Source organism: Micromonospora sp. SYSU B005 (assembly GCF_055362685.1).
In genome coordinates this window covers 162304-181859 of the sequence record NZ_JAXCFU010000006.1, presented here as the reverse complement: position 1 = coordinate 181859, position 19556 = coordinate 162304, and the positions used below count along the sequence as shown (strand labels likewise).

At 76.0% G+C, this 19556-nt stretch carries 16 protein-coding genes; 9 read left to right on the top strand and 7 right to left on the bottom strand.

Annotation, left to right across the window (positions count from 1 at the left end):
- Window positions 1-12 precede the first annotated feature (12 nt).
- Genes SM452_RS16355 through SM452_RS16335 form a run of 5 tightly spaced genes read right to left on the bottom strand, consistent with a single transcriptional unit; the run spans window position 13 to window position 3707 of the window.
- The gene (locus SM452_RS16355; RefSeq protein WP_463840205.1) at window positions 13-1140 is read right to left on the bottom strand and encodes a glycosyltransferase family 2 protein; all 1128 of its coding nucleotides are present in this window, start codon (window positions 1138-1140) and stop codon (window positions 13-15) included.
- On the bottom strand, window positions 1137-1943 hold the full coding sequence (locus SM452_RS16350) for a carotenoid biosynthesis protein (protein ID WP_355511650.1): 807 nt from the start codon (window positions 1941-1943) through the stop codon (window positions 1137-1139). The genes SM452_RS16355 and SM452_RS16350 overlap by 4 nt, the downstream gene beginning before the upstream one ends.
- Window positions 1940-2494, bottom strand: a complete 555-nt coding sequence (locus SM452_RS16345) for a GNAT family N-acetyltransferase (protein WP_262014574.1) — start codon at window positions 2492-2494, stop codon at window positions 1940-1942. Before SM452_RS16345 ends, SM452_RS16350 begins: the two co-directional genes overlap by 4 nt.
- Window positions 2491-3222, bottom strand: a complete 732-nt coding sequence (locus SM452_RS16340; RefSeq protein WP_355511652.1) for a monooxygenase — start codon at window positions 3220-3222, stop codon at window positions 2491-2493. The genes SM452_RS16345 and SM452_RS16340 overlap by 4 nt, the downstream gene beginning before the upstream one ends.
- Window positions 3219-3707: a YbaK/EbsC family protein gene (locus tag SM452_RS16335; protein ID WP_262014576.1), complete on the bottom strand. Its 489-nt coding sequence runs from the start codon at window positions 3705-3707 to the stop codon at window positions 3219-3221. The genes SM452_RS16340 and SM452_RS16335 overlap by 4 nt, the downstream gene beginning before the upstream one ends.
- Before the next feature lie 526 nt (window positions 3708-4233).
- On the opposite strand from SM452_RS16335, the gene SM452_RS16330 reads away from it, so the two are divergent.
- The 9 genes from SM452_RS16330 to SM452_RS16290 all read left to right on the top strand — a co-directional run bounded on the left by SM452_RS16330 (window position 4234) and on the right by SM452_RS16290 (window position 14913).
- A complete protein-coding gene (locus SM452_RS16330; protein ID WP_262014577.1) occupies window positions 4234-4740 on the top strand; it encodes an SAV_6107 family HEPN domain-containing protein in 507 nt (168 codons plus the stop codon).
- 139 nt (window positions 4741-4879) lie between these two features.
- Window positions 4880-5641 carry a hypothetical protein gene (locus SM452_RS16325; protein WP_355511654.1) on the top strand — a complete coding sequence of 254 codons (762 nt, stop codon included), beginning with the start codon at window positions 4880-4882 and terminating at the stop codon, window positions 5639-5641.
- Window positions 5638-7359: a DNA polymerase Y family protein gene (locus SM452_RS16320; RefSeq protein ID WP_463840204.1), complete on the top strand. Its 1722-nt coding sequence runs from the start codon at window positions 5638-5640 to the stop codon at window positions 7357-7359. The genes SM452_RS16325 and SM452_RS16320 overlap by 4 nt, the downstream gene beginning before the upstream one ends.
- Window positions 7360-7452: 93 nt before the next feature.
- The gene (locus tag SM452_RS16315; protein WP_355511656.1) at window positions 7453-10803 is read left to right on the top strand and encodes an error-prone DNA polymerase; all 3351 of its coding nucleotides are present in this window, start codon (window positions 7453-7455) and stop codon (window positions 10801-10803) included.
- Window positions 10804-10899: 96 nt separating this feature from the next.
- Complete coding sequence (locus SM452_RS16310; protein ID WP_013287622.1) at window positions 10900-11079, top strand: hypothetical protein; 180 nt, start codon at window positions 10900-10902, stop codon at window positions 11077-11079.
- Between the two features lie 31 nt (window positions 11080-11110).
- The gene (locus SM452_RS16305; protein ID WP_463840203.1) at window positions 11111-11842 is read left to right on the top strand and encodes a methyltransferase domain-containing protein; all 732 of its coding nucleotides are present in this window, start codon (window positions 11111-11113) and stop codon (window positions 11840-11842) included.
- Entirely contained in the window at window positions 11839-13026 is a 1188-nt protein-coding gene (locus SM452_RS16300; RefSeq protein ID WP_463840202.1) for an alkaline phosphatase family protein, read from the top strand. Before SM452_RS16305 ends, SM452_RS16300 begins: the two co-directional genes overlap by 4 nt.
- A 110-nt stretch (window positions 13027-13136) precedes the next feature.
- A complete protein-coding gene (locus tag SM452_RS16295) occupies window positions 13137-14396 on the top strand; it encodes a DNA polymerase IV (RefSeq protein WP_463840201.1) in 1260 nt (419 codons plus the stop codon).
- A gap of 115 nt (window positions 14397-14511) precedes the next feature.
- Window positions 14512-14913 carry a DUF3040 domain-containing protein gene (locus SM452_RS16290; protein WP_128139017.1) on the top strand — a complete coding sequence of 134 codons (402 nt, stop codon included), beginning with the start codon at window positions 14512-14514 and terminating at the stop codon, window positions 14911-14913.
- Window positions 14914-15774: 861 nt separating this feature from the next.
- Here the strand turns inward: SM452_RS16290 and SM452_RS16285 are convergent.
- Window positions 15775-18240, bottom strand: coding sequence for a transglutaminase TgpA family protein (locus SM452_RS16285; RefSeq protein WP_463840200.1), 2466 nt, complete (start codon window positions 18238-18240; stop codon window positions 15775-15777).
- Between the two features lie 16 nt (window positions 18241-18256).
- Window positions 18257-19555 carry a DUF58 domain-containing protein gene (locus tag SM452_RS16280; protein WP_262014585.1) on the bottom strand — a complete coding sequence of 433 codons (1299 nt, stop codon included), beginning with the start codon at window positions 19553-19555 and terminating at the stop codon, window positions 18257-18259.
- Window position 19556: the final 1 nt, after the last annotated feature.

Sequence of the window (19556 nt, the reverse complement as noted above, 5' to 3'; positions counted from 1 at the left end):
GGCGTGCCCCTCCTAGGTGACCGGGCGACCCCGCCAGGTGAGCCGGTGTCGCTTCCGCAGATGGTACGACCGGACGGTCAGCCAACCGAGGACCACGACCGACACGGGGTGGCCCAGCGCGTCGGGCCACGCCCGTCCGCCGGTCGCGCGGGCGCTGACCACCCGCCCGGCGACGCCGGCCAGGTAGGCCAGGAACGCCACCGCGGCCACCGCCGGCGCGCCGGCGAGCAGCGCCCCGAGAGCCAGCAGCGGCGGCGCGACGTAGAGCGCGACCAGCAGCGCCAGCACGGCCGCCGCGGCGGCGGGGTGCCCGAACGTCGCCCACAGCGACTTCGTGTAGCCGTCGCGCAGCTGCGGCCAGGTGTCGTACATCCGGCAGGACGCCAGCCGGGACCCGTCGGCCAGCGCGATCCGCCCGCCGGCCCGCTTCACCGCCCGGGCCAGCTCGATGTCCTCCAGCACCTTGTCGGCCACCGCCGCGTGCCCGCCGGCCCGCAGGTAGCCGACCCGGTCCACGACCAGGAACTGCCCGCCCGCCGCGGCCAGCGACGGCCGCCGTGAGCGTTCCATCGCGCGCAGCGGCAGGAACGTCAGCCACAACCACTGCAGCAACGGCTGCACCAGCCGGTCGGCCGCCGTCCGCACCACGATCCGGGGGTACGGCGACAGCAGCGCCGCGCCGGCCGCGCGCAACTCGGTCACCGCCGCCGCCACCGCGTACGGGGTGAGCACCACGTCCGCGTCTACGAAGGCCAGCACCGCCGGTTCCGGGGCGGTACGGGTGGCGAGCTGCCAGCAGGCGTGCGGCTTGCCCAGCCAGCCCGGCGGCGGGGCGACGCCGGTGAGCAGCGTGAGGCGGGGATCGTCGCCTGCCACCGCGCGGACCACGTCGGCGGTGCCGTCGGTCGAGCCGTCGTCGAGCACCACGATCCGCAGGTCCGGTACGCCGCGCTGGGCCAGCAGCGCGCGCAGGCACGGGGTGACCCGCTCGGCCTCGTCGCGCAGCGGCAGCAGCACCGCCACCGGCTCGGTCACCTCGGCCGGGCCGGCGCCGGGGCGGCGCAGCCAGGCGTACGCGTTGACCAGCGTGTGCCCGGTCAGCGCGGCGACCGCCACGGTCAGCGCGAGGACGGCGATCATGCCGGGGCGTCGACGCGCGGCGCCGGCTCCGGCGTGCCGGCCCGGTCCCGCCGGCGGGCCCGCCACAGCGTCACCGCCAGCGGCACCGCCGCCACCGCCATCCCGGCCGCACCCCACAGCGCCGACGCCGGCAGCCGCAGGAACACCGCGTGCGCCAGCACGCTGGAGGCGTACGTCCAGAGGTAGAGCGCGAACATCGGGGCGTCCCGGCCGTCGACCCGGTCCACCGACGGGCCGGCGAGCGGGCGCAGCGCGACGGCGAGCAGTACCGCGAAGCCCAGCCAGCCCAGGTAGTTGCTGACCGGGATGCCGGGCAGCCCGGGCAGCGCCGGGGTGGCGTCGAGCCAGGTCCAGTAGCCCTCGGCCACCATCTGCGGGTCGAGGAACAGGTCCCAGGCGGCCAGCCCCACCGCCGAGAGCGCGATCCGGGCGACCCGGGAGCGGACCAGCCGGACCGCGGTGAGCCACGCCGGCCAGGCCATCCAGGTCCAGGCGAGCGGGATGATCAGCGGCACCCCGGCCAGCTTCGGGCCCAGCTCGCCGGAGTAGTCGTAGCTGCCGAACGGGAACCCGGTGGCCACACCGAGCGCCTCCACCGCGAACCCGCCGCCGGTGACGACAGCGACCAGCGCGACGGCGGTACGGACGCCCCGGGTGAGCAGCGCGTGGCCGACCGAGAGCAGCCAGCCGAGCACCACTGTGGCCACCGTGAGCCCGGCCCGGGTCGCGCCGCCGGTGAGCGGGTAGCAGATCTGGGCGAGCACCAGCACGGCCAGCAGCGTCCAGGGCAGCCGCCCCCTCATGAAGCGTCCGGCGGGGGCAGCGGCAGGTCCCGGCCGAGCACGCCGAACGGCCGCTCGTCACCGGGGAAGTGGAAGTGCCGCAGCACGTCGACGAAGCCGAACCGGCGGTACAGCCGCCAGGCCCGGGACTTCTCCTCGTCGGCCTCCGGCGTGGACAGCAGCGTGGTGTCGCCCTCGGCCACGGCGAGCAGTGCGCGCAACTGGCGGGCGCCCAGGCCGTGCCCCTGCGCGGGCGGCCGGACGTGCAGTTCCACCACCTCGAACGGGTGGGCCAGCCAGCGTTGCCGGTCCTGCGCGTTCAGCGCCCGGTGCACCTGGTCGTGCCACCACTGCCCGGTGGCGCCCCGGTAGCCGTACCCGAAACCGGCCAGGTGTCCCTCGCTGGTCAGGCTGGCGACGGCGCGGAAGCCGGGCCGTCGCACGTGGGTGGCGATGTAGCCGCGGCGGGCCTCCAGCAGGTCGGGCCGGTAGCCCATCGCCTCGCCGTAGACGGCCACCACGTCGTCCAGCCGCCGGACCAGGTCGTCCGGTGTCCACCGCACCAGCCTCATGCGTACCCTCTCGATGTTTCCGGGTCGCCTTCGGCGGCGGCCCAGCCCAGCACCGTACGGTCGCCGACCACGTCGCCCACCGCGAACCGCGCGAACAGTTCCTCCGCGTACCAGCCCTCGGTGGGGGTACGGGTGATCGCGGCGCGGTGCTCCGGGGAACGGTACGCGAACGCGACCAGGTCCGCCGGGTCGCGCCACACGCTCACCGTGCCCTGCCAGCCCAGCGGCGCCTCGCCGACGCCGAACCGGGCGAGCAGGCCGGGCGCGGCGTGCAGCTCGGCGGCGACCGGCGGGATCGCCCGCCAGAACGTGGCCGCGCGGCGGGCCCGCAACCGGGCCCGGGTCAGCGCCAGCACCGGCCCGGTGACCCGTCCGCCGGCCGGCGCGCCGAACGGTTCCCGGCCGGACCACCGGCCGCGGCTGGTCAGCGGGCGCAGATCGACCCGTACCGCGGCGTCGGCGATCCGGGCCCAGGAACGGGCGACCGGGGAGGCGTCGAAGCCGGCCGCGTCGGCGGGGGAGTCCCACACCACGAGCGCGGCCCACCGGGTCAGGTCGGCGTCGCCGGGGCCGAAGCCGGTGCCGGTCCCGGTGCCGAGCAGCTTGGCGAAGCGGACCCCCGGCAGCCGGCGCAGCCGCGCCGGGTGGGTGGCCATCCGGCCCAGCACACCGGGTACGGCCCGGCGGGGCACACGCCACACGTGCAGCGTGACGAGTCCGGGGTTCACGCCACCTCGGCCGGGGTGCCGGCGGTGATCCGCAGCAGTTCCGCGTACGTGGTGGGGAACACCGCCCGGGGTACGCCGCCGGCGGCCCACACCTCGTCGTACCCAGCCAGGGCGGTGTCCACGACGGTGCGCAGCGGCGCGGGGTGGCCGACCGGTGCGACGCCGCCGATCACCTGCCCGGTGTGCCGTTTGACGAACTCCGGAGTGGCCCGGCGCAGGTGGGTCACGCCCAGCCCGGCGGCCAGCCCGGCGGTGTCCACCCGGTGCGCGCCGGAGGTGAGCACCAGCAGCGGCGCGTCGTCCGCGTCGAAGATCAGCGAGTTGGCGATGGCGCCGACGGCGACACCGAGCGCCTCGGCCGCCGCGGCGGCGGTGTGCACCGCGTCGGGCAGCAGTCGGACGAGGCTGGCCTCGCCCGATCCGTTCCGCGCGCCCGCGTCGTCGAGCGCGCGCTGCACCGCCTGCACGTTCGGGTGTGGCTGCATGCACCCATTCTTCCCCCACCCCGCGACGACCCCGCCGGGGGCCGTCGCCCTCCCGTGCGTCCCCGGCGCGTCACACGTTGCGTTTTCGTCGGGGGGGAGGTGTACTGTCAGGGTAGTTAGAACGAGTGTTCGATTACGGCTCGACGTCAGGTTCGGCTTGAACGGCAAGCGGCTCAGCTCCCCGGCTGGCCCGGCCTGATCCGAGCCGGTCGCGCACTCGTCGAACGCTCCGGAAGCGGTGTTTCGCGGCACCGGCTTCCGGGAGGTGCGGCACCGCGGGCCGCACCGGGTCTCGGACAGTCGCGAGTCCGGGCCCGTCAGGCAGGTCGTCGCCCGCCGCCCACGACCCCCGGGCGGCGGGCGACGGACCCGCCGGCACGCCGGCCGGGTGTGGGTGTGGGGAAGCGTCCACATCCGGCCGGCCGCCACCAAGGTGCGTCTTCCTCCGCACCGACCGCTCCGGGCGACCGGGCGACGTCCACCGTCGCGCGACCGCCCGCCCCGGCCACACGCGGAGGAGAGACCCATGCCGACCAGTCCGGCCCAGGCGCCCACGGTGCCCGCGCACGTGCTGCCGCACCGCACCCCCGCCCAGTTGCTCGCGGTGGCCCGCGACGGGCTGGCCGAGGCCGCCCGCACCCGACCCGACGGCCTCCGGTACGCCGCCGCCCATCTCGCGGCGCTGCGCGCCGCCGCCGCCGTGCTCGCCGCCCGGGCCCGCCCCGCGCCCACCCGCCGGCACCGGATCACCAGCGTCTGGGTGCTGCTCGCCACCGTCGCCCCCGAGCTGGACGAGTGGGCCGCCTACTTCGCCGCCGGCGCGAGCAAACGGGCCGCCGCCGAGGCCGGCATCCCCCGCGTGGTCACCGCCCGCGAGGCCGACGACCTGCTGCGCGCCGCCGAGGAGTTCGTGACGGTGGTGGAGACCGCGCTCGGCCTGGCCCACCAGCCGGCGCTCGACGGCCTGCCCCGCCCGCTGCGGCTCGGCGCCTCCGACTCCCCGCCGTCGCGGCCCGGAGCGGCCGCCGCCTGATTCGTGGCGCCCGGCCACCACCGGCGGGACCCCGGGTGGCCGGGCGCCGCACCCACGGCACACGCGTGCCGCGCACCACACGACCCACAGCACCATCCACGGGCGAGCCCGTGGCGAAACACGACGGGGGGTTGGTCCGATGGCGGGCCGCATGGTGGTCGGTTCCGCCGCCCTGGCCGATCTGGTCCGTCCGGCGAGCGCGCCCGACCCGGCCGGCGGCCACCGGGTACTGCCCGTGCGGGCCGAGCTGACCGGGCTGCTGCCCAACCGCGGTCTGCGGCGTGGCAGCACCGTCGCGGTCGGCGCCGGCCAGCCCCGGCGCAGCGGCGCCACCTCGCTGATCATCGCGCTGCTCGCCGAGGCGTCCCGGGCCGGCTCGTGGTGCGCGGTGGTCGGCGTACCCACCTTCGGGGCCGGCGCCGCCGCCGAGGCGGGCATCGCCCTGGAGCGGCTGGCCCTGGTGCCCGACCCCGGGCCGGAGTGGCCCACAGTGGTCGCCGCGCTCATCGACGGGGTCGACGTGGTGGTCACCGCCGTGCCGGCCACCGTCTCCGCCTCGGTCGCCACCCGGCTGGCCGCCCGTGCCCGGCAGCGCGGAAGCGTCCTGGTCCCGTACGGGCGGTGGGACGGCGCGGACGTCACGCTCCAGGTGGTCCGGGGCGTCTGGCAGGGGCTCGGCGCCGGTCGCGGGCGGCTGCGCCGCCGCGAGGTGACCGTCTCGGCCCGGGGCCGGGGCGCCGCCGCCCGCCCCAAGGAGATCAAGGTGTGGCTGCCCGGCGACGAGCTGACCCGGGTGATCCCCCGCTCGGCGGGGCTCGGCGTCCCGTCCGCCGCGCCGTCGCGCCGGCTGCGCGTGGTCGCCCCACCCGCCCGTACGCTCGCCGCGGCCGGTCCGGCGTGAGCGGCGAACCGCAGCGGACGCTGCTGCTCTGGTGCCCGGACTGGCCGGTTCTCGCCGCCGAGATCGTCGACGGGGTGCCCGCCACCGACCCGGTCGTGGTGCTGCACGCCAACCGGGTGATCGCCTGCTCCGAGCGGGCACGTGCCGAGGGCATCCGGCGCGGGCTGCGCCGCCGCGAGGCGCAGGGGCGCTGCCCGCACCTGACGGTGGTCGACCACGACCCCGGGCGGGACGTACGCGCGTTCGAGCCGGTGGTGGCCGCCGTGGAGGAGGTGGTCGCCGGCGTCGAGGTGATCCGGCCCGGCGCCTGCGCCACGGCGGCCCGGGGGCCGAGCCGCTACCTCGGCGGCGAGGAGGCGGCGGCCGAGCGGATCGTGGAGCACGTCGCGCAGAGCTGCGCGGTGGAGAGCCAGGCCGGCATCGCCGACGGGGTGTTCGCGGCCGGGCTGGCCGCCCGGGAGGGCCGGATCGTGGCCCCCGGCGGCACCCGCGAGTTCCTGGCCGCCCGGCCGGTCGAGGCGCTCGGCCGGCCCGCGCTGGCCGACCTGCTGCGCCGGCTCGGCGTCCGCACCCTCGGCGACTTCGCGGCGCTGCCCGCCGGGGACGTGCTGGCCCGGTTCGGTTTCGACGGGGCGCTGGCGCACCGGCTCGCTGGTGGCCGCGACGACCGTCCGCTGGCGGTCCGGCAGCCGCCCGCCGACCTGACCGTCACCGCCGACTACGACGAGCCGGTCGACCGGGTCGACGCCGCCGCGTTCGCCGCCCGCATGCTCGCCGAGCGGCTGCACGAGCGGCTGGCCGGGTACGGCCTTGCCTGCACCCGCCTCGGCATCGAGGCGGTCACCGCCCACGGCCAGGAACTGCACCGGGTCTGGCGGCACGACGGCCTGCTCACCGCCGCGGCCGTCGCCGACCGGGTCCGCTGGCAGCTCGACGGCTGGCTCTCCGGCAGCAACGGCCGGGGCGGGACGCGTCCGGCCCGGCCCACCGCCGGGATCGTCCGGTTGCGACTGGTGCCCGACGGGGTGCTCGCCCAGGCGGGCCTGCAACCCGGGCTGTGGGGGGAGACCGGTGAGGAGCGGGAGCGGGCGCACCGGGCGCTGAGCCGGGTGCAGGGCATCCTCGGCCCCGAGGCGGTGGTCACCGCCGTGCTCGGCGGCGGGCGGTCCCCGGCCGACCAGGTACGCCTCGTGCCGTGGGGCGACGAGCGGGCGCCCGCCCGCCCCGGCCCGCCACCCCTGCCGTCACCGGCTCCGGCGTCCCCGGCTCCGGCCGCGTCGCCGTCCCCGGCTGTCGGGGCCGCTCCGGGTGCCGCGTCCGCCTCGGTCGTCGTACCGGCTTCGGGTGTGCGTGCCGGGCGGCGGGCCGGGCGGGGCCGGGTGGTGGCCGAGCCGCCGTGGCCGGGCCGGATCCCGCCACCGTCACCGGCCGTGATCCTGCCCGCCCCGCTGCCGGCTGACGTGCGTGACGCGGCCGGGGAGCCGGTCGTGGTGAGCGCGCGGCTGGCGGTCAGCGCGGCGCCGGCCCGGCTCACCGTCGGCGACGGCCGCCCGGCCGAGATCACCGGCTGGACCGGTCCGTGGCCGGTGGACGAGCGCTGGTGGGCGCCGGCCGAGGCGCGCCGCCGGGCCCGGTTCCAGGTGAGCCTGGCCGACGGTGCCGCCCTGCTGCTCGCGGTCGAGGGCGGGCAGTGGCTGGTGGAGGCGATCTATGACTGAGTGCCGGGGAAGATCTTGGAATGAAAGCGCCCCTCCAGGGGCCGTTTCGTACCAACATCTCGGGCGGCCGGGTGCAGGGCGAGGCGGGCGCGGGTGAGCTTCCACAACCCGAAGATGCCCTGGTCGAAGCTGGAGCAGGTGCTCTCCGGCCGGGGCGGGGGTGAGCGGCACCTGCACGTGGTCGACCCGCTCGCGGTCGACGCCGACGGCGGCGACTCACCGGCCTGGAGCCGCAAGCGCCAGGAATACCGGCCGCCGGAGCTGGCCCGCCCGGACGGCGTGGTGCCCTACGCGGAGCTGCACGCGCACTCCAACTTCAGCTTCCTCGACGGGGCCAGCCACCCGGAGGAACTGGCCGAGGAAGCGGCCCGGCTCGGGCTGACCGCGCTCGCCGTCACCGACCACGACGGCTTCTACGGCGTGGTGCGCTTCGCCGAGGCGGCCCGCGCGCTGCGGCTGCCGACGATCTTCGGCGCGGAGCTGTCCCTCGGGCTGCCCGGCCCGCAGAACGGCGAGCCCGACCCGCTCGGCCGGCACCTGCTGGTGCTCGCGCACGGCCACGAGGGGTACGCGCGCCTGGCCGCCACCATCTCCCGGGCCCAGCTGCGCGGCGGGGAGAAGGGCCGCCCGGTCTACGGCGAGCTGGAGGAGATCGCCGCCGAGCTGCGGGACCACGTGCTGGTGCTGACCGGCTGCCGCAAGGGGCACGTGCCCGCGGCGCTGCTCACCGAGGGCGTCGACGCGGCCGCCCGGGAACTGGACCGGCTCACCGCGCTGTTCGGCGCGGAGACGGTGGCGGTGGAGCTGACCGACCACGGCCACCCGGTCGACGCCGACCGCAACGACGCGCTCGCCGACCTGGCCGCCGCGGCCGGGCTGCCCACGGTGGCCGCCAACAACGTGCACTACGCCACCCCGGGCCGGCGGCGGCTGGCCACCACCGTGGCGGCGGTCCGGGCCCGGCGCAGCCTCGACGAGATCGACGGCTGGCTGCCCGCCGCGGCCACCGCCCACCTGCGCAGCGGCGCGGAGATGGCGGCGCGGTTCGCCGCGTACCCGGGCGCTGTGGCACGGGCCGCCGAGTACGGCGCGGAACTCGCCTTCGACCTTCAGCTCGTGGCGCCGCAGCTGCCCGCGTACCCGGTGCCGCCCGGGCACACCGAGATGAGCTGGCTGCGCCGGCTGACCATGGACGGCGCCCGCGAGCGCTACGGCCCGCCCGAGGCGCACCCGGAGGCGTACGCGCAGCTGGAACACGAGCTGCGGATGATCGAAGACCTCGGTTTCCCCGGCTACTTCCTGGTGGTCTACGACATCGTCGCGTTCTGCCGCGCGCAGGACATCTACTGCCAGGGCCGGGGGTCGGCGGCCAACTCGGCGGTCTGCTACGCGCTGCGCATCACCAACGTGGACGCGGTCCGGCACCGGCTGCTGTTCGAACGGTTCCTCGCCCCGGAACGCGACGGCCCGCCCGACATCGACGTGGACATCGAGTCCGACCGCCGGGAGGAGGTGATCCAGCACGTCTACGCCCGCTACGGCCGGGAGCACACCGCCCAGGTCGCCAACGTCATCTCGTACCGGCCCCGGTCGGCGGTGCGGGACGTGGCGAAGGCGTTCGGCTTCTCACCCGGCCAGCAGGACGCCTGGAGCAAGCAGATCGACAGGTGGGGTTCGGTCGCCGCGGTCGACGTGGCGGACATCCCGGAGCAGGTGGTCGCGTACGCCAACGAGCTGCAGACCTTCCCCCGGCACCTGGGCATCCACTCCGGCGGCATGGTGATCTGCGACCGGCCGGTGATCGAGGTGTGCCCGGTGGAGTGGGGCCGGATGCCCGGCCGCAGCGTGCTCCAGTGGGACAAGGACGACTGCGCCGCCGTCGGCCTGGTCAAGTTCGACCTGCTCGGTCTCGGCATGCTCTCGGCGCTGCACTACGGCTACGACCTGATCGGCTCCCGGCTCGACCTGGGCGACATGACGCTGGACGACCCCGAGGTCTACGACATGCTCTGCCGGGCCGACTCGGTGGGGGTGTTCCAGGTGGAGAGCCGCGCCCAGATGGCCACGCTGCCCCGGCTCAAGCCGCGCGAGTTCTACGACCTGGTGGTGGAGGTGGCGCTGATCCGGCCCGGCCCGATCCAGGGCGGCTCGGTGCACCCGTACATCAGGCGCAAGAACGGCCAGGAGCCGGTCACGTACGCGCACCCGCTGATGCGCAACGCGCTGGAGAAGACGCTCGGCGTACCGCTGTTCCAGGAGCAGCTCATGCAGCTCGCCATCGACCTGGCCGGGTTCGACGCGGCCGGCGCCGACCAGCTGCGCCGGGCCATGGGGGCGAAGCGGTCGGTGGAGCGGATGGCGCAGATCGCCGACCGGCTCTACGCCGGGATGGCCGAGCGGGGCATCAGCGGCGAACTGGCCGACGACGTGTACCGCAAGCTCACCGCGTTCGCCAGCTACGGCTTCCCGGAGAGCCACGCGATGAGCTTCGCCTACCTGGTGTACGCCAGCTCGTGGCTCAAGCGCTACCACCCCGGCCCGTTCCTGGCCGCGCTGCTGAACGCCCAGCCGATGGGCTTCTACTCGCCGCAGACGCTCACCGACGACGCCCGCCGGCACGGCGTCGAGGTACGCCGGCCGGACATCAACGCCAGCGGCGCCAAGGCGGTGCTGGAGTCCACCCCGGAGACCCGGTGGGGCAGCGTGCCGGGCGAGCCGCCGCACGCCTGGGGACTGGGCGGCCCGGCGGTACGGCTCGGGCTGGGCAGCGTCCGTACCCTCGGCGAGGACGTGGCCGAGCGGATCGAGGCGGAACGCGCCGCGCACGGGCCGTACCGGGACATGCCGGACCTGGCCCGCCGCGTCGGTCTCACCGCCGCGCAGCTGGAGGCGCTGGCCACCGCCGACGCGTTCGCCTGTTTCGGGCTGACCCGGCGGCAGGCCCTCTGGGCCGCCGGCGCGGCGGCCCAGGACCGGCCCGGCCGGCTGCCCGGCACGGTGACCGGCGCGGACCCGCCCACCCTGCCCGGCATGGCCGCGGTGGACCGCCTGGTCGCCGACGTCTGGGCCACCGGCCTGTCCCCGGAGAGCCACCCGGCCCGGTTCATCCGGGACCGCCTCGACGAACTGGGTGCGGTGCCGATCGCCCGCCTCGGCCAGGTGCCACCCGGGCAGCGGATCCGGGTCGGCGGGATCGTCACCCACCGGCAGCGCCCGGCGACCGCCGGCGGCGTCACGTTCCTCAACCTGGAGGACGAGACCGGGATGCTCAATGTCACTTGCTCCCCGGGGTTGTGGCAGAGATACCGTCGAGTCGCCCGCACCAGTGGAGCACTCGTGGTGCGGGGCCGGCTGCAGCGGCACGAGGGCGTCACGAACCTCACCGCGGACCGGCTGGACGCGATCGAGCCCCCCGTCACACCGGCATCCAGGGATTTCCGTTGATGGAGTGATCCACATTACGGTTTCTCCGAGCCGGAGGCGGGAGACTCCCGACGCGGGTGGGCAGAGTGGCCCACCCGGGGTATGGGGGATGAACCGATGACCTTTCACCGCACTAACGCCGGTGGCGTGGCGAACGCCCGACGGACCCGCCTCGGCGCCGACTGGGCACCCACCCACGAGGCCGAGCCGCGGGAATACCAGGTGACCGACGGCCCGGTGGCCAACCACCAGCGTTCCCGCGCCGAGGACGACCCCGCCGGCGGCGGCGAGTCCTGAACCCGGGCCGGGGGGTGACTAGGCTCGGCGCGTGGAGCAGATCCGAACCCTCACCCCCCGCACCGCCGTCATCTGGTCGGTGCTCCGGGCCGAGCTGGACCGGCGGGCCGGCGAACGACTCTCCGTGCTCGACGTCGGCGGCGGGACCGGCGGCTTCGCCGTCCCGCTCGCCGAGGCCGGTCACCGGGTCACAGTGGTCGACGCCAGCCCCGACGCGCTCGCCGCGCTGACCCGCCGGGCCGCCGAGGCCGGGGTCGCCGATCGGGTACGCGCGACGCAGGGCGACGCCGACGCGCTCACCGGACTCGTCGAACCGGCCACCGTGGACCTGGTGCTCTGCCACTCCGTCCTCGAGGTGGTCGACGACCCGGAACCGGTGATGTCCGCGCTGGTCACCGCGTTGCGGCCGGGTGGCGCGGCGAGCGTACTCGTCGCCGGCCGGGCCGCCGCCGTGTTCGGCCGGGCGATGAACGGGCAACTGGACGCCGCCGCCGCGCTCGCCGCCGACCCGCACGGCACCACCGGCGGCCGGGACACGCTGCGCCGCCGCTACGACGCCGCCGACGCGAGCGCGCTGCTCACCACCGCCGGCCTCGTCGTGGAGGAGATCCACGGGGTACGGGTGCTCGTCGACCTTCTCCCGGCCGCGGTGGCCGACGGCCAGCAGGCCGCCCTGGTGGAGCTGGAGCGCGCACTCGCCGTCCGGTCCCCGTACCGCGATCTCGCCGCCCAGCTGCACCTGTTCGCCCGCCGCCCGGCATGACCGGCCCGGCTCCCGATCCGGCTCCCGGCCCGGCTCCCGGCCCGCTGGACCGGGTGGCGCCGCGCTACGACGGCGGCGCCCTGACCGACGTGCTGCCCAGCGCGCTGGCGCTGCTCGGCGTACCGGGCGCGACCGACCGGCTCGGCCTGGCCCCGCGCCTGGCCGGGGTACGCCGGATCGCGGTGCTGCTCATCGACGGCCTCGGCTGGTACCAGATCCCCACCGCCGCCCCGTACGCCCCGACGCTCGCCGGCCTGGCCGCCACCGCCGGTCGGCCGCTCACCACCGGCTTCCCGTCCACCACCCCGACCAGCCTGGTCAGCCTCGGCACCGGCACCGGGTCCGGCGCGCACGGCGTGCTCGGCTTCACGGTCCGGGTGCCCGGCACCGACCGGGTGCTCAACCACGTCGACTGGGCCGGCGACCCCGATCCGGCGAGCTGGCAGCCGGTGCCCACCTGGTACCAGCGGGCGCGCGCCGCCGGGGTCGCGGTGACGGTGGTCAGCCGTCCCGAGTTCGCCGGCAGCGGCCTCACACTCGCCGCCAACCGGGGCGGCGACTACCGGGGCGCGGCAGGTGTCGACGCGCTCGCCGCCCGGATGCTGGCGGCGCTGGCCGCCGGGAACGGGCCCGCACTGGTCTCCGGCTACCACCCCGACCTGGACCGGCACGGGCACCTCAGCGGCGTCGCCTCCGCGCCCTGGCGGACCGCCGCGGCCGAGGTGGACGTCCTGCTGGCCCGGCTCGTCGACGGGCTGCCGCCGGACGCCGCGCTGCTGGTCACCGCCGACCACGGCCAGCTCGACGTGCCCGCCGCGCACCGCATCGACCTGGACACCGACCCCCGGCTGCGGGCCGGGGTGCGAGTGGTCGCCGGTGAGCCCCGGGTCCGCTACCTGCACGTCGAGCCGGGCGCCGAGGCCGACGTGGTGGCCGCCTGGACCGAGGTGCTGGGCCCGGCCGCGCAGGTGCTGACCCGCGCCGAGGCGGTGGCGACCGGCTGGTTCGGGCCGGTGCCCGAGGCACACCTGACCCGGATCGGCGACGTGGTGGTGGTCTGCCGGGACACGTACGCGGTGGTCGCCACGCGCTCCGAACCGCCGATGGCGTCGCGGCTGGTGGCGTACCACGGCGCGGACACCGCCGCCGAGATGACAGTCCCGCTGCTGGTGATCCGGGGCTGACCCCGCTTCGTCCGTGCTGGTGCGCTGGTGGCCGCGGGCCCGGGTCGGCCCCGCCTCGTGCGGGGTCGGCGGGCGGTGGGGTTGTCGGACCGGCGGGCTAGCCTGCTGGCATGGGCCGCAGCCAGTCGTTGCCCCGAGGCGGTGACCCCCGCTTCGGGCCGGACGCCGACGACACCGGCTGCACCATCCTGCACGTCGACATGGACGCGTTCTACGCCTCAGTGGAGGTGCGCCGCCGCCCCGAGTTGCGCGGCCGGCCGGTGGTGGTGGGCGGCGTCGGCCCGCGCGGCGTGGTCAGCTCCGCCAGCTACGAGGCCCGGCGGTACGGCGTCCGCAGCGCCATGCCCACCGCCCGTGCCCGCGCGCTGTGCCCCGGCGCGGTCTACCTCCCGCCCGACTTCACCGCCTACACCGAGGCGTCGCGGGCGGTCATGCGGATCTTCCGGGACGTCACGCCGCTGGTCGAGCCGCTGTCGCTGGACGAGGCGTTCCTCGACGTGGCGGGCGCCCGACGGCTGTTCGGCCGGCCCGCCGACATCGCCGCGCTGATCCGCCGCCGGGTCGCCGAGGAGCAACAGCTGACCTGTTCGGTGGGCGTGGGGCCGAGCAAGTTCGTGGCGAAGCTCGGCTCCACCCGGGCCAAACCCGACGGCCTGCTCGTGGTCCCGGCCGCCCAGGTGCTGGAGTTCCTGCACCCGCTGCCGGTGTCCGCGCTGTGGGGCGTGGGGGAGCGCTCGGCGGACGCGCTGCGCCGCCTCGGCCTGCGCACCGTACGCGACCTCGCCGAAGCGCCGGCCGGCCTGCTGCGCCGGGCCGTGGGCGAGGCGTCCGCCGCCCACCTGCACGAGTTGGCCTGGGGGCGTGACCCGCGCGGCGTCACGCCCGACCAGGTGGAGAAGTCGATCGGCGCGGAGGTCACGTTCGACATCGACGTGACCGACCCGGACGAGATCCGGCGGTCCCTGCTCGCGCTCGCCGACAAGGCCGGCGCTCGGCTGCGGGCGGCCGGGCAGGTGGGCCGTACGGTGTCGCTCAAGGTCCGTTTCGCCGACTTCCGGACGATCAGCCGCTCCCGCACCCTCGCCGTGCCCACCGACACCGCCCGGGAGATGTTCGACACGGCCTGGGCGCTGTGGGGCGCGCTCGCCCCGGGCGAGCCGGTTCGGCTGGTCGGGGTCCGGATGGAAGGTCTCGCCCCCGCCGGGGAGACCCCGCAGCAGCTCACCCTCGGTGCGCCCGAGCGCGGCTGGCGCGAGGCGGAGGCGGCGGCCGACGCGGCGGCCGCCCGATTCGGGCGGTCCGTCATAGGTCCGGCCAGTCTTCTCGGCCGTCGTGATACACGACAAGTCGAAAAACCGACCCGGCCGTAGGTCGTCCCGCTTTCCGACGCGCGGGGGCCCTCGTAGACTTGCGGGTAAGCAGCCGGTTGGCTGCCACGGTCTGTCGGCCCGCCCGGGCCGACCAACGTGACCGGGGAGGAGTGCCGTGCCGCTCTCGGAGCACGAGCAGCGGCTGTTCGAGCAGATCGAGCGGTCGCTTGCCGAGGACCCCAAGTTCGCCTCGGCCGTGCGCGCCAGCGACCCGCGTTTCCACGCGCGGCGTCGCGTGCTCGTCGCTGCCGGCGTGGTCGTCGCTGGTCTGGCCCTGTTGATCTACGGTGCCGTGATCAAGATTCCCGCGGTGGCCGTGGCGGGTTTCGTCGTCATGCTGGCCTCGTTGGGCTACGCGGTGCAGTCGCACCGCCGATCCCAGTCGCCCGACCTGCACGTGGTCGGCGGCACAACGAGCCGGCGTCGTCCCCGTGGCCGCAGTGGTGGTGGTCGCCGGGGCTCCTTCCTCGATCGGATGGAGGACCGCTGGCGGCAGCGCCCGGAGGGCCACCGCTGACCGCGTCCCGCCCCTGACCCGGGGCGGGAAACCGGCGGCGCCTCCGTAACAGGCTGGCGAGCGCCGCCGGGGTGCCCTGCTGCCGGTCGCCGGGCAGCGCGGGCGAGGGCCCGGCCTCAGTCGTGCCCGCGATCGACCCCACCGTCCACTCACTGCCCCGCCACTCGGCGCCGCCCCCGGCGGTCCGCCTCGTATGCGCACCGCCGGGCGCCTCCGTCAGCACGTGATGCCCGGATCGCCCCGCACGTGAGCGTGTGTGCACCGCGCCCGGATCGCCCCGCGCGTGGGCGTGCGCACCGTGCCCGGATCGCCCCGCACGTGAGCGTGTGTGCACCGTGCCCGGGTCGCCCCGCGCGTGGGCGTGTGCACCGTGCCCGGGGTCGCGGCAGAGCAGCTCCCCGTCGTGCCCAAGCCTCCCCGCCTCAGCGCCACGCCAAGCGCCTCCTCGCGCCCGCCAGCAGGCGCCACACCCGCCCTCACCCGCGATCTTGCACTTTCGGCCCGAGCGGTGCCCCGAATGTCCCCTTCGCCCGGGCGCAAACTGCAAGATCGTCGAGGCCGCCGGGCCGGGCCGGGGCGGGCCGGGCCGGGGCGGGGCGGGGCGGGGCGGGGCGCCCAGCTCGCCTGATCAGCCGTGCTCGCCCGGCAGGCGGGATTCGCTGCCCGTATCCCGGGAGCCGCCGTAGATCTTGGTACGAAAGGGCCCTTATGGGGGCCGTTTCGTACCAAGATCTCGTGCGTGGCCGGCCAGGAGCGGTGATCAAGGAGTTTGTGTCTTCAGCGGGGGTTTGGACACAAACTCCTTGATCGACGCCGAAGGGCGGGCGGGGCGGGCGGGAGGGGGCGGGGCGGGCGGGTGGGTCAGCGGGTGGGACGGTGGGCCAGGAGGCGGCGCGGGCTCCAGCGGGTCATGTGCTGCCGGACCTGACCGCTCGCGGTCACCACCATTGCCGACCGCTCGGCCAGGGCGGTACGCCAACGCTGCAGCACCGACGGGGGCAGCAGCGCGGCCAGCAGCCGGGTACGGCGGTCCGCGCCCGCCGCCAGCGCGCCCCGGACCGTGCGCAGCGCCGGCTGCAACTCCGCGTCGGTCAGCGGGTCACGCGCGTAACGGGCGCGCTCCTCGGCGCGGCCGAGCAGGCGTACCCCGGTCACGGCGTCGCCCTTCTCGGCGAGTGCCTCCCGGGCCAGCCGTTCGGCGGTGGCCCGTGGGGTCTCCGTGCGGTCCACCCGGACGTGGAAGTCGACGAGCGTGTCGAGCAGCTCGTCCCAGGCGGCGTGCGCGTCGGCGCGGGCCGCCTCGGCGTCCACGCCGACGACGACCGGCCGCGTCTCGCCGCGCTGGCCCGGCACCGGCAGCGCGGTGGCCGCGGGCGGGACCGCCCGGACGCGCCGGCGTCGGCGCAGCGCGGAGCGGCGCAGGGCCGGTACGGCGAGCAGCGCCAGCAGCGCCAGCGCACCGGCCAGCCACCACGGCCAGACCGGGCTCTCCTCGGCCGGGCCGCCCTGGTTCAGCGTCAGGCCCTGGTCGGTGTCCTTGTCCAGCCGGTCCGCCTCGTTCGGCCCGGCCGACGGGCCGGCCGCGTCGGGAGCGCTGGTGCTGCCGGCCGACGGGGTGACCTCCTCGGGGGCGTCGATGTCCGGCGCCCAGGCCGAGCGGACCGAGCCCGTCACGGCCGCCGCCGGGGTGGCGTCGAACGGCACCCAGCCGATCCCGCTGAAGTTGACCTCGGTCCAGGCGTGCAGGTTGCGGTTGGTCAGCACGTATGTGCTGCCGTCGGCGTTGCCGCCGTTGGTGAACCCGACGGCCACCCGGGCCGGGATACCGGCGGCCCGGACCAGCCAGGCCATCGCCGCCGCGTACTGCTGGCAGTAGCCGACCTTGGTGGCGAGGAAGTCGGTGATGTCCTCCCCGCTGCTGCCGTTGCGGGTGGACAGCGCGTAGGTGAAGCCGTTCTCCACGGAGAAGTAGTCGTAGATCGCCCGGACCTTGTCGTAGTCGTTCGACTTGCCCTTCACCAGCTGCGCGACCAGTTCCTCGACGGCCGGGACGGACGGCCGCTCGGTCTGCTGCCGCATCACCGGGCTGTCCGAGGGCAGCGACGGGGCCGCGCGCAGCGCCGCCGGGCTGAACGTGGACCGTACGTAGTCGAACGAGTAGCTCTTGCCGCGGGCGTTGTCCCGGTTGGAGAAGACGACCTGCTGGTTCGGGTCGTACAGCCAGTTGCCGTTGAGGTCGTCGGTGTTGATTGGCTCGGCGTAGACCGGCAGCAACGGCATGTTGAGGTTCTTCGTCACCTCGACCGTGGCGCGGTAGCGCTGCTGCTCGACACCGCGCGTGGCGCGTTCCCCCGGGTCGGGCAGCGGGCGGGTGATCGGCCGCCCGGTAGGCACACGTGCCTGGAAGCCGCTCGGCCGCAGGTCGTCCACCACGCCCAGGCGCAGGTAGAACGGGGTGGTCTCGTTGGTACTGACCTTGACCAGCTCGACTTCCTCGTTCTGGTTGAGCTGGCCGCTGAGCGCCGCGAACAGGTCGACCCGGCCCGAGCTGCCGCCCTGGCCCGGGCGCCCGTTGCCTTCGCCGGGCCCGGCGCCGACGTTGTTCAGCAGCCCGCCGGTCATCCCGGGCACTGCGAGCGGCAGCGCCACCGCCACGATCACGCCGACCACGGCGAGCCGCCGTCCGGCCGCGGCGAGCGGGGACGCCTCCCAGACGTCCACGTCACGGCCCTCGCCGGTGAACCGGCGGCCGAACCGGCGTACCCGGTCGACGTTGTCGGTGACCAGCAGCCAGAGGTAACCGGCGGCGCCGACCACGAACGGGGTGGCCGGGACGCTGTCCACGTAGACCGCGACCGGCACCGAGTAGATGGCGAGCATCGGCAGACCGGCCAGCGCCGGGCGGCGCAACCCGACCGCGAGCACGTCCACCACCACCGCGACCGCGCCGATGCCGAGCACCGCGAGGAACAGCAGCGAGTCGACGTCCGGCACCTTCACGCCGTACGAGCGCATGTCCTGCAACGACGTCTGGAGCAGGTCGCCGAAGTGGGCGAACGTGGCCGGGGTCGGCACGAACGCGAGCAGTTCGGTGCCGCCGGGGAAGACCCAGGTCAGGCCCAGGGTCAGCCCGCCCAGCATGGCCAGTACCTGCCCCCACAGCGGGAACCGGCCCAGCCGGCTCAACGCGGCCGCGCCGGCCACCACGGCGACCACGACGGCGGCCTGGATCAGCCAGGTCCAGCGTTCGAAGATCGCCGACAGGGGGGCCGCCGCCAGCAGTGTCGCCGCCGCGGCGACGAACCCGATGTTGCGGTGCGGGGTCACAGGGGGATCCTTCCCGTCATCGTCGTCCGCCGGCCACCGTCTCGGCCATGGCGGCCCGCAGCGCGAAGCCCTGCGAGCCCCGTCCGGCCTGCGGCCACAGCATCGGCAGCCGGGTGCCGTGCTCCACCCCGATGACCCGCCAACCGCTCTGCAGCAGCGTGAGCGCGGCGGCGCCGTGTGCCCGCTCCGCCTCGGCCCGGGCGTTCGGTGGCAGGTTGAGCCAGGTGTTGCTGTCGAGCAGGAACGCCACGCAGGTGGCGCCGTTGCCGCGCAGCCCGGCCAGCAGTTCCGCCTCGGCGGTGCCGAGCGTGCCGAGCAGCGCGATGATCAGACCGCCGTCGGCCCGCTGCCGGACCTGCTGCACGAGCGTGGTGATCTCGCCGCGCCGGTCCAGGTGCACGTCGGCGAGGTGGTCGAGCAGCAGTCCCTCGCCGCCCGCCTCGGTGGCGCCGACGTCGGCGCCGTTGCCGGTGACCAGCCGCAGCTTGTAGCCGGCCTCGCGCAGGTGCACGGCGATGCTGGCGGCGGCCGAGACCGCCCACTCGAAGCTGGCCGTCGGGCCCTCGCCCCGGTGCCCGCCGGCACGGGTGTCGAGCACCACCGTGGCGCGGCTCTCCCACGGCTGCTCCTCGCGGCGCACCATCAGCTCACCGGTGCGGGCGGTGGACTTCCAGTGCACCCGGCGCAGGTCGTCGCCCCTCCGGTACTCCCGGGTGGCGGCGTCGTCCTCGCCGTGCACCGCCACCGACCGGGCCCGGCTGTCGCCGCTGCCGGCGTACTCACCTGGTAGCCGGACCGACGGCAGCGGGGTGACCTGCGGGATCACCGTGAGGTGGTCGGTGCTGGGGAACGACCGGGTCAGCTCGCACAGGCCGAACGGGTCGGTCAGCCGGATCACCAGCGGCCCCACCTCGTAGCGGCCGCGCACGTCCGCGCGGACCGTGTACGCCACGGAGCTGGCCTGGTGCGCGCCGAGCCGCTCCAGCACCACCCGGGGCCGGCTGCCCAGCGCGTACGGCAGGCGGTCCTCCAGCAGCAGCGTGCCGGTGGGCAGGCGGGACAGGTTCTGCAGCCGCAGCACCACGCGGGAGCTGGCCCCGACCGGCACCCGGTGCGGCTCCAGCGACCTGTTGCAGGCCAGCTTGTACCGGCTGCGCCCGACGTACGCGGCGGCCAGCAGCGGCAGCACGGCGAGCAGGACCGCCACCCGGAGCAGGTCCTTCTCGCCCAGGATGCCGGCGGAGATCGCCGCGGCCACCGCGGCCGCCAGGAAGGAGCGGCCGCGGGTGGTCAGCCCACGCAGGCCGTCGCGCACG

Excerpts from the sequence above, each read along its gene's own strand:
- SM452_RS16355 (WP_463840205.1), bottom strand. The coding sequence starts at position 1,140 with ATGATCGCCGTCCTCGCGCTGACCGTGGCGGTCGCCGCGCTGACCGGG.
- SM452_RS16350 (WP_355511650.1), bottom strand. The coding sequence starts at position 1,943 with ATGAGGGGGCGGCTGCCCTGGACGCTGCTGGCCGTGCTGGTGCTCGCC.
- SM452_RS16345 (WP_262014574.1), bottom strand. The coding sequence starts at position 2,494 with ATGAGGCTGGTGCGGTGGACACCGGACGACCTGGTCCGGCGGCTGGAC.
- SM452_RS16335 (WP_262014576.1), bottom strand. The coding sequence starts at position 3,707 with ATGCAGCCACACCCGAACGTGCAGGCGGTGCAGCGCGCGCTCGACGAC.
- SM452_RS16330 (WP_262014577.1), top strand. The coding sequence starts at position 4,234 with ATGCCGACCAGTCCGGCCCAGGCGCCCACGGTGCCCGCGCACGTGCTG.
- SM452_RS16325 (WP_355511654.1), top strand. The coding sequence starts at position 4,880 with ATGGCGGGCCGCATGGTGGTCGGTTCCGCCGCCCTGGCCGATCTGGTC.
- SM452_RS16310 (WP_013287622.1), top strand. The coding sequence starts at position 10,900 with ATGACCTTTCACCGCACTAACGCCGGTGGCGTGGCGAACGCCCGACGG.
- SM452_RS16300 (WP_463840202.1), top strand. The coding sequence starts at position 11,839 with ATGACCGGCCCGGCTCCCGATCCGGCTCCCGGCCCGGCTCCCGGCCCG.
- SM452_RS16295 (WP_463840201.1), top strand. The coding sequence starts at position 13,137 with ATGGGCCGCAGCCAGTCGTTGCCCCGAGGCGGTGACCCCCGCTTCGGG.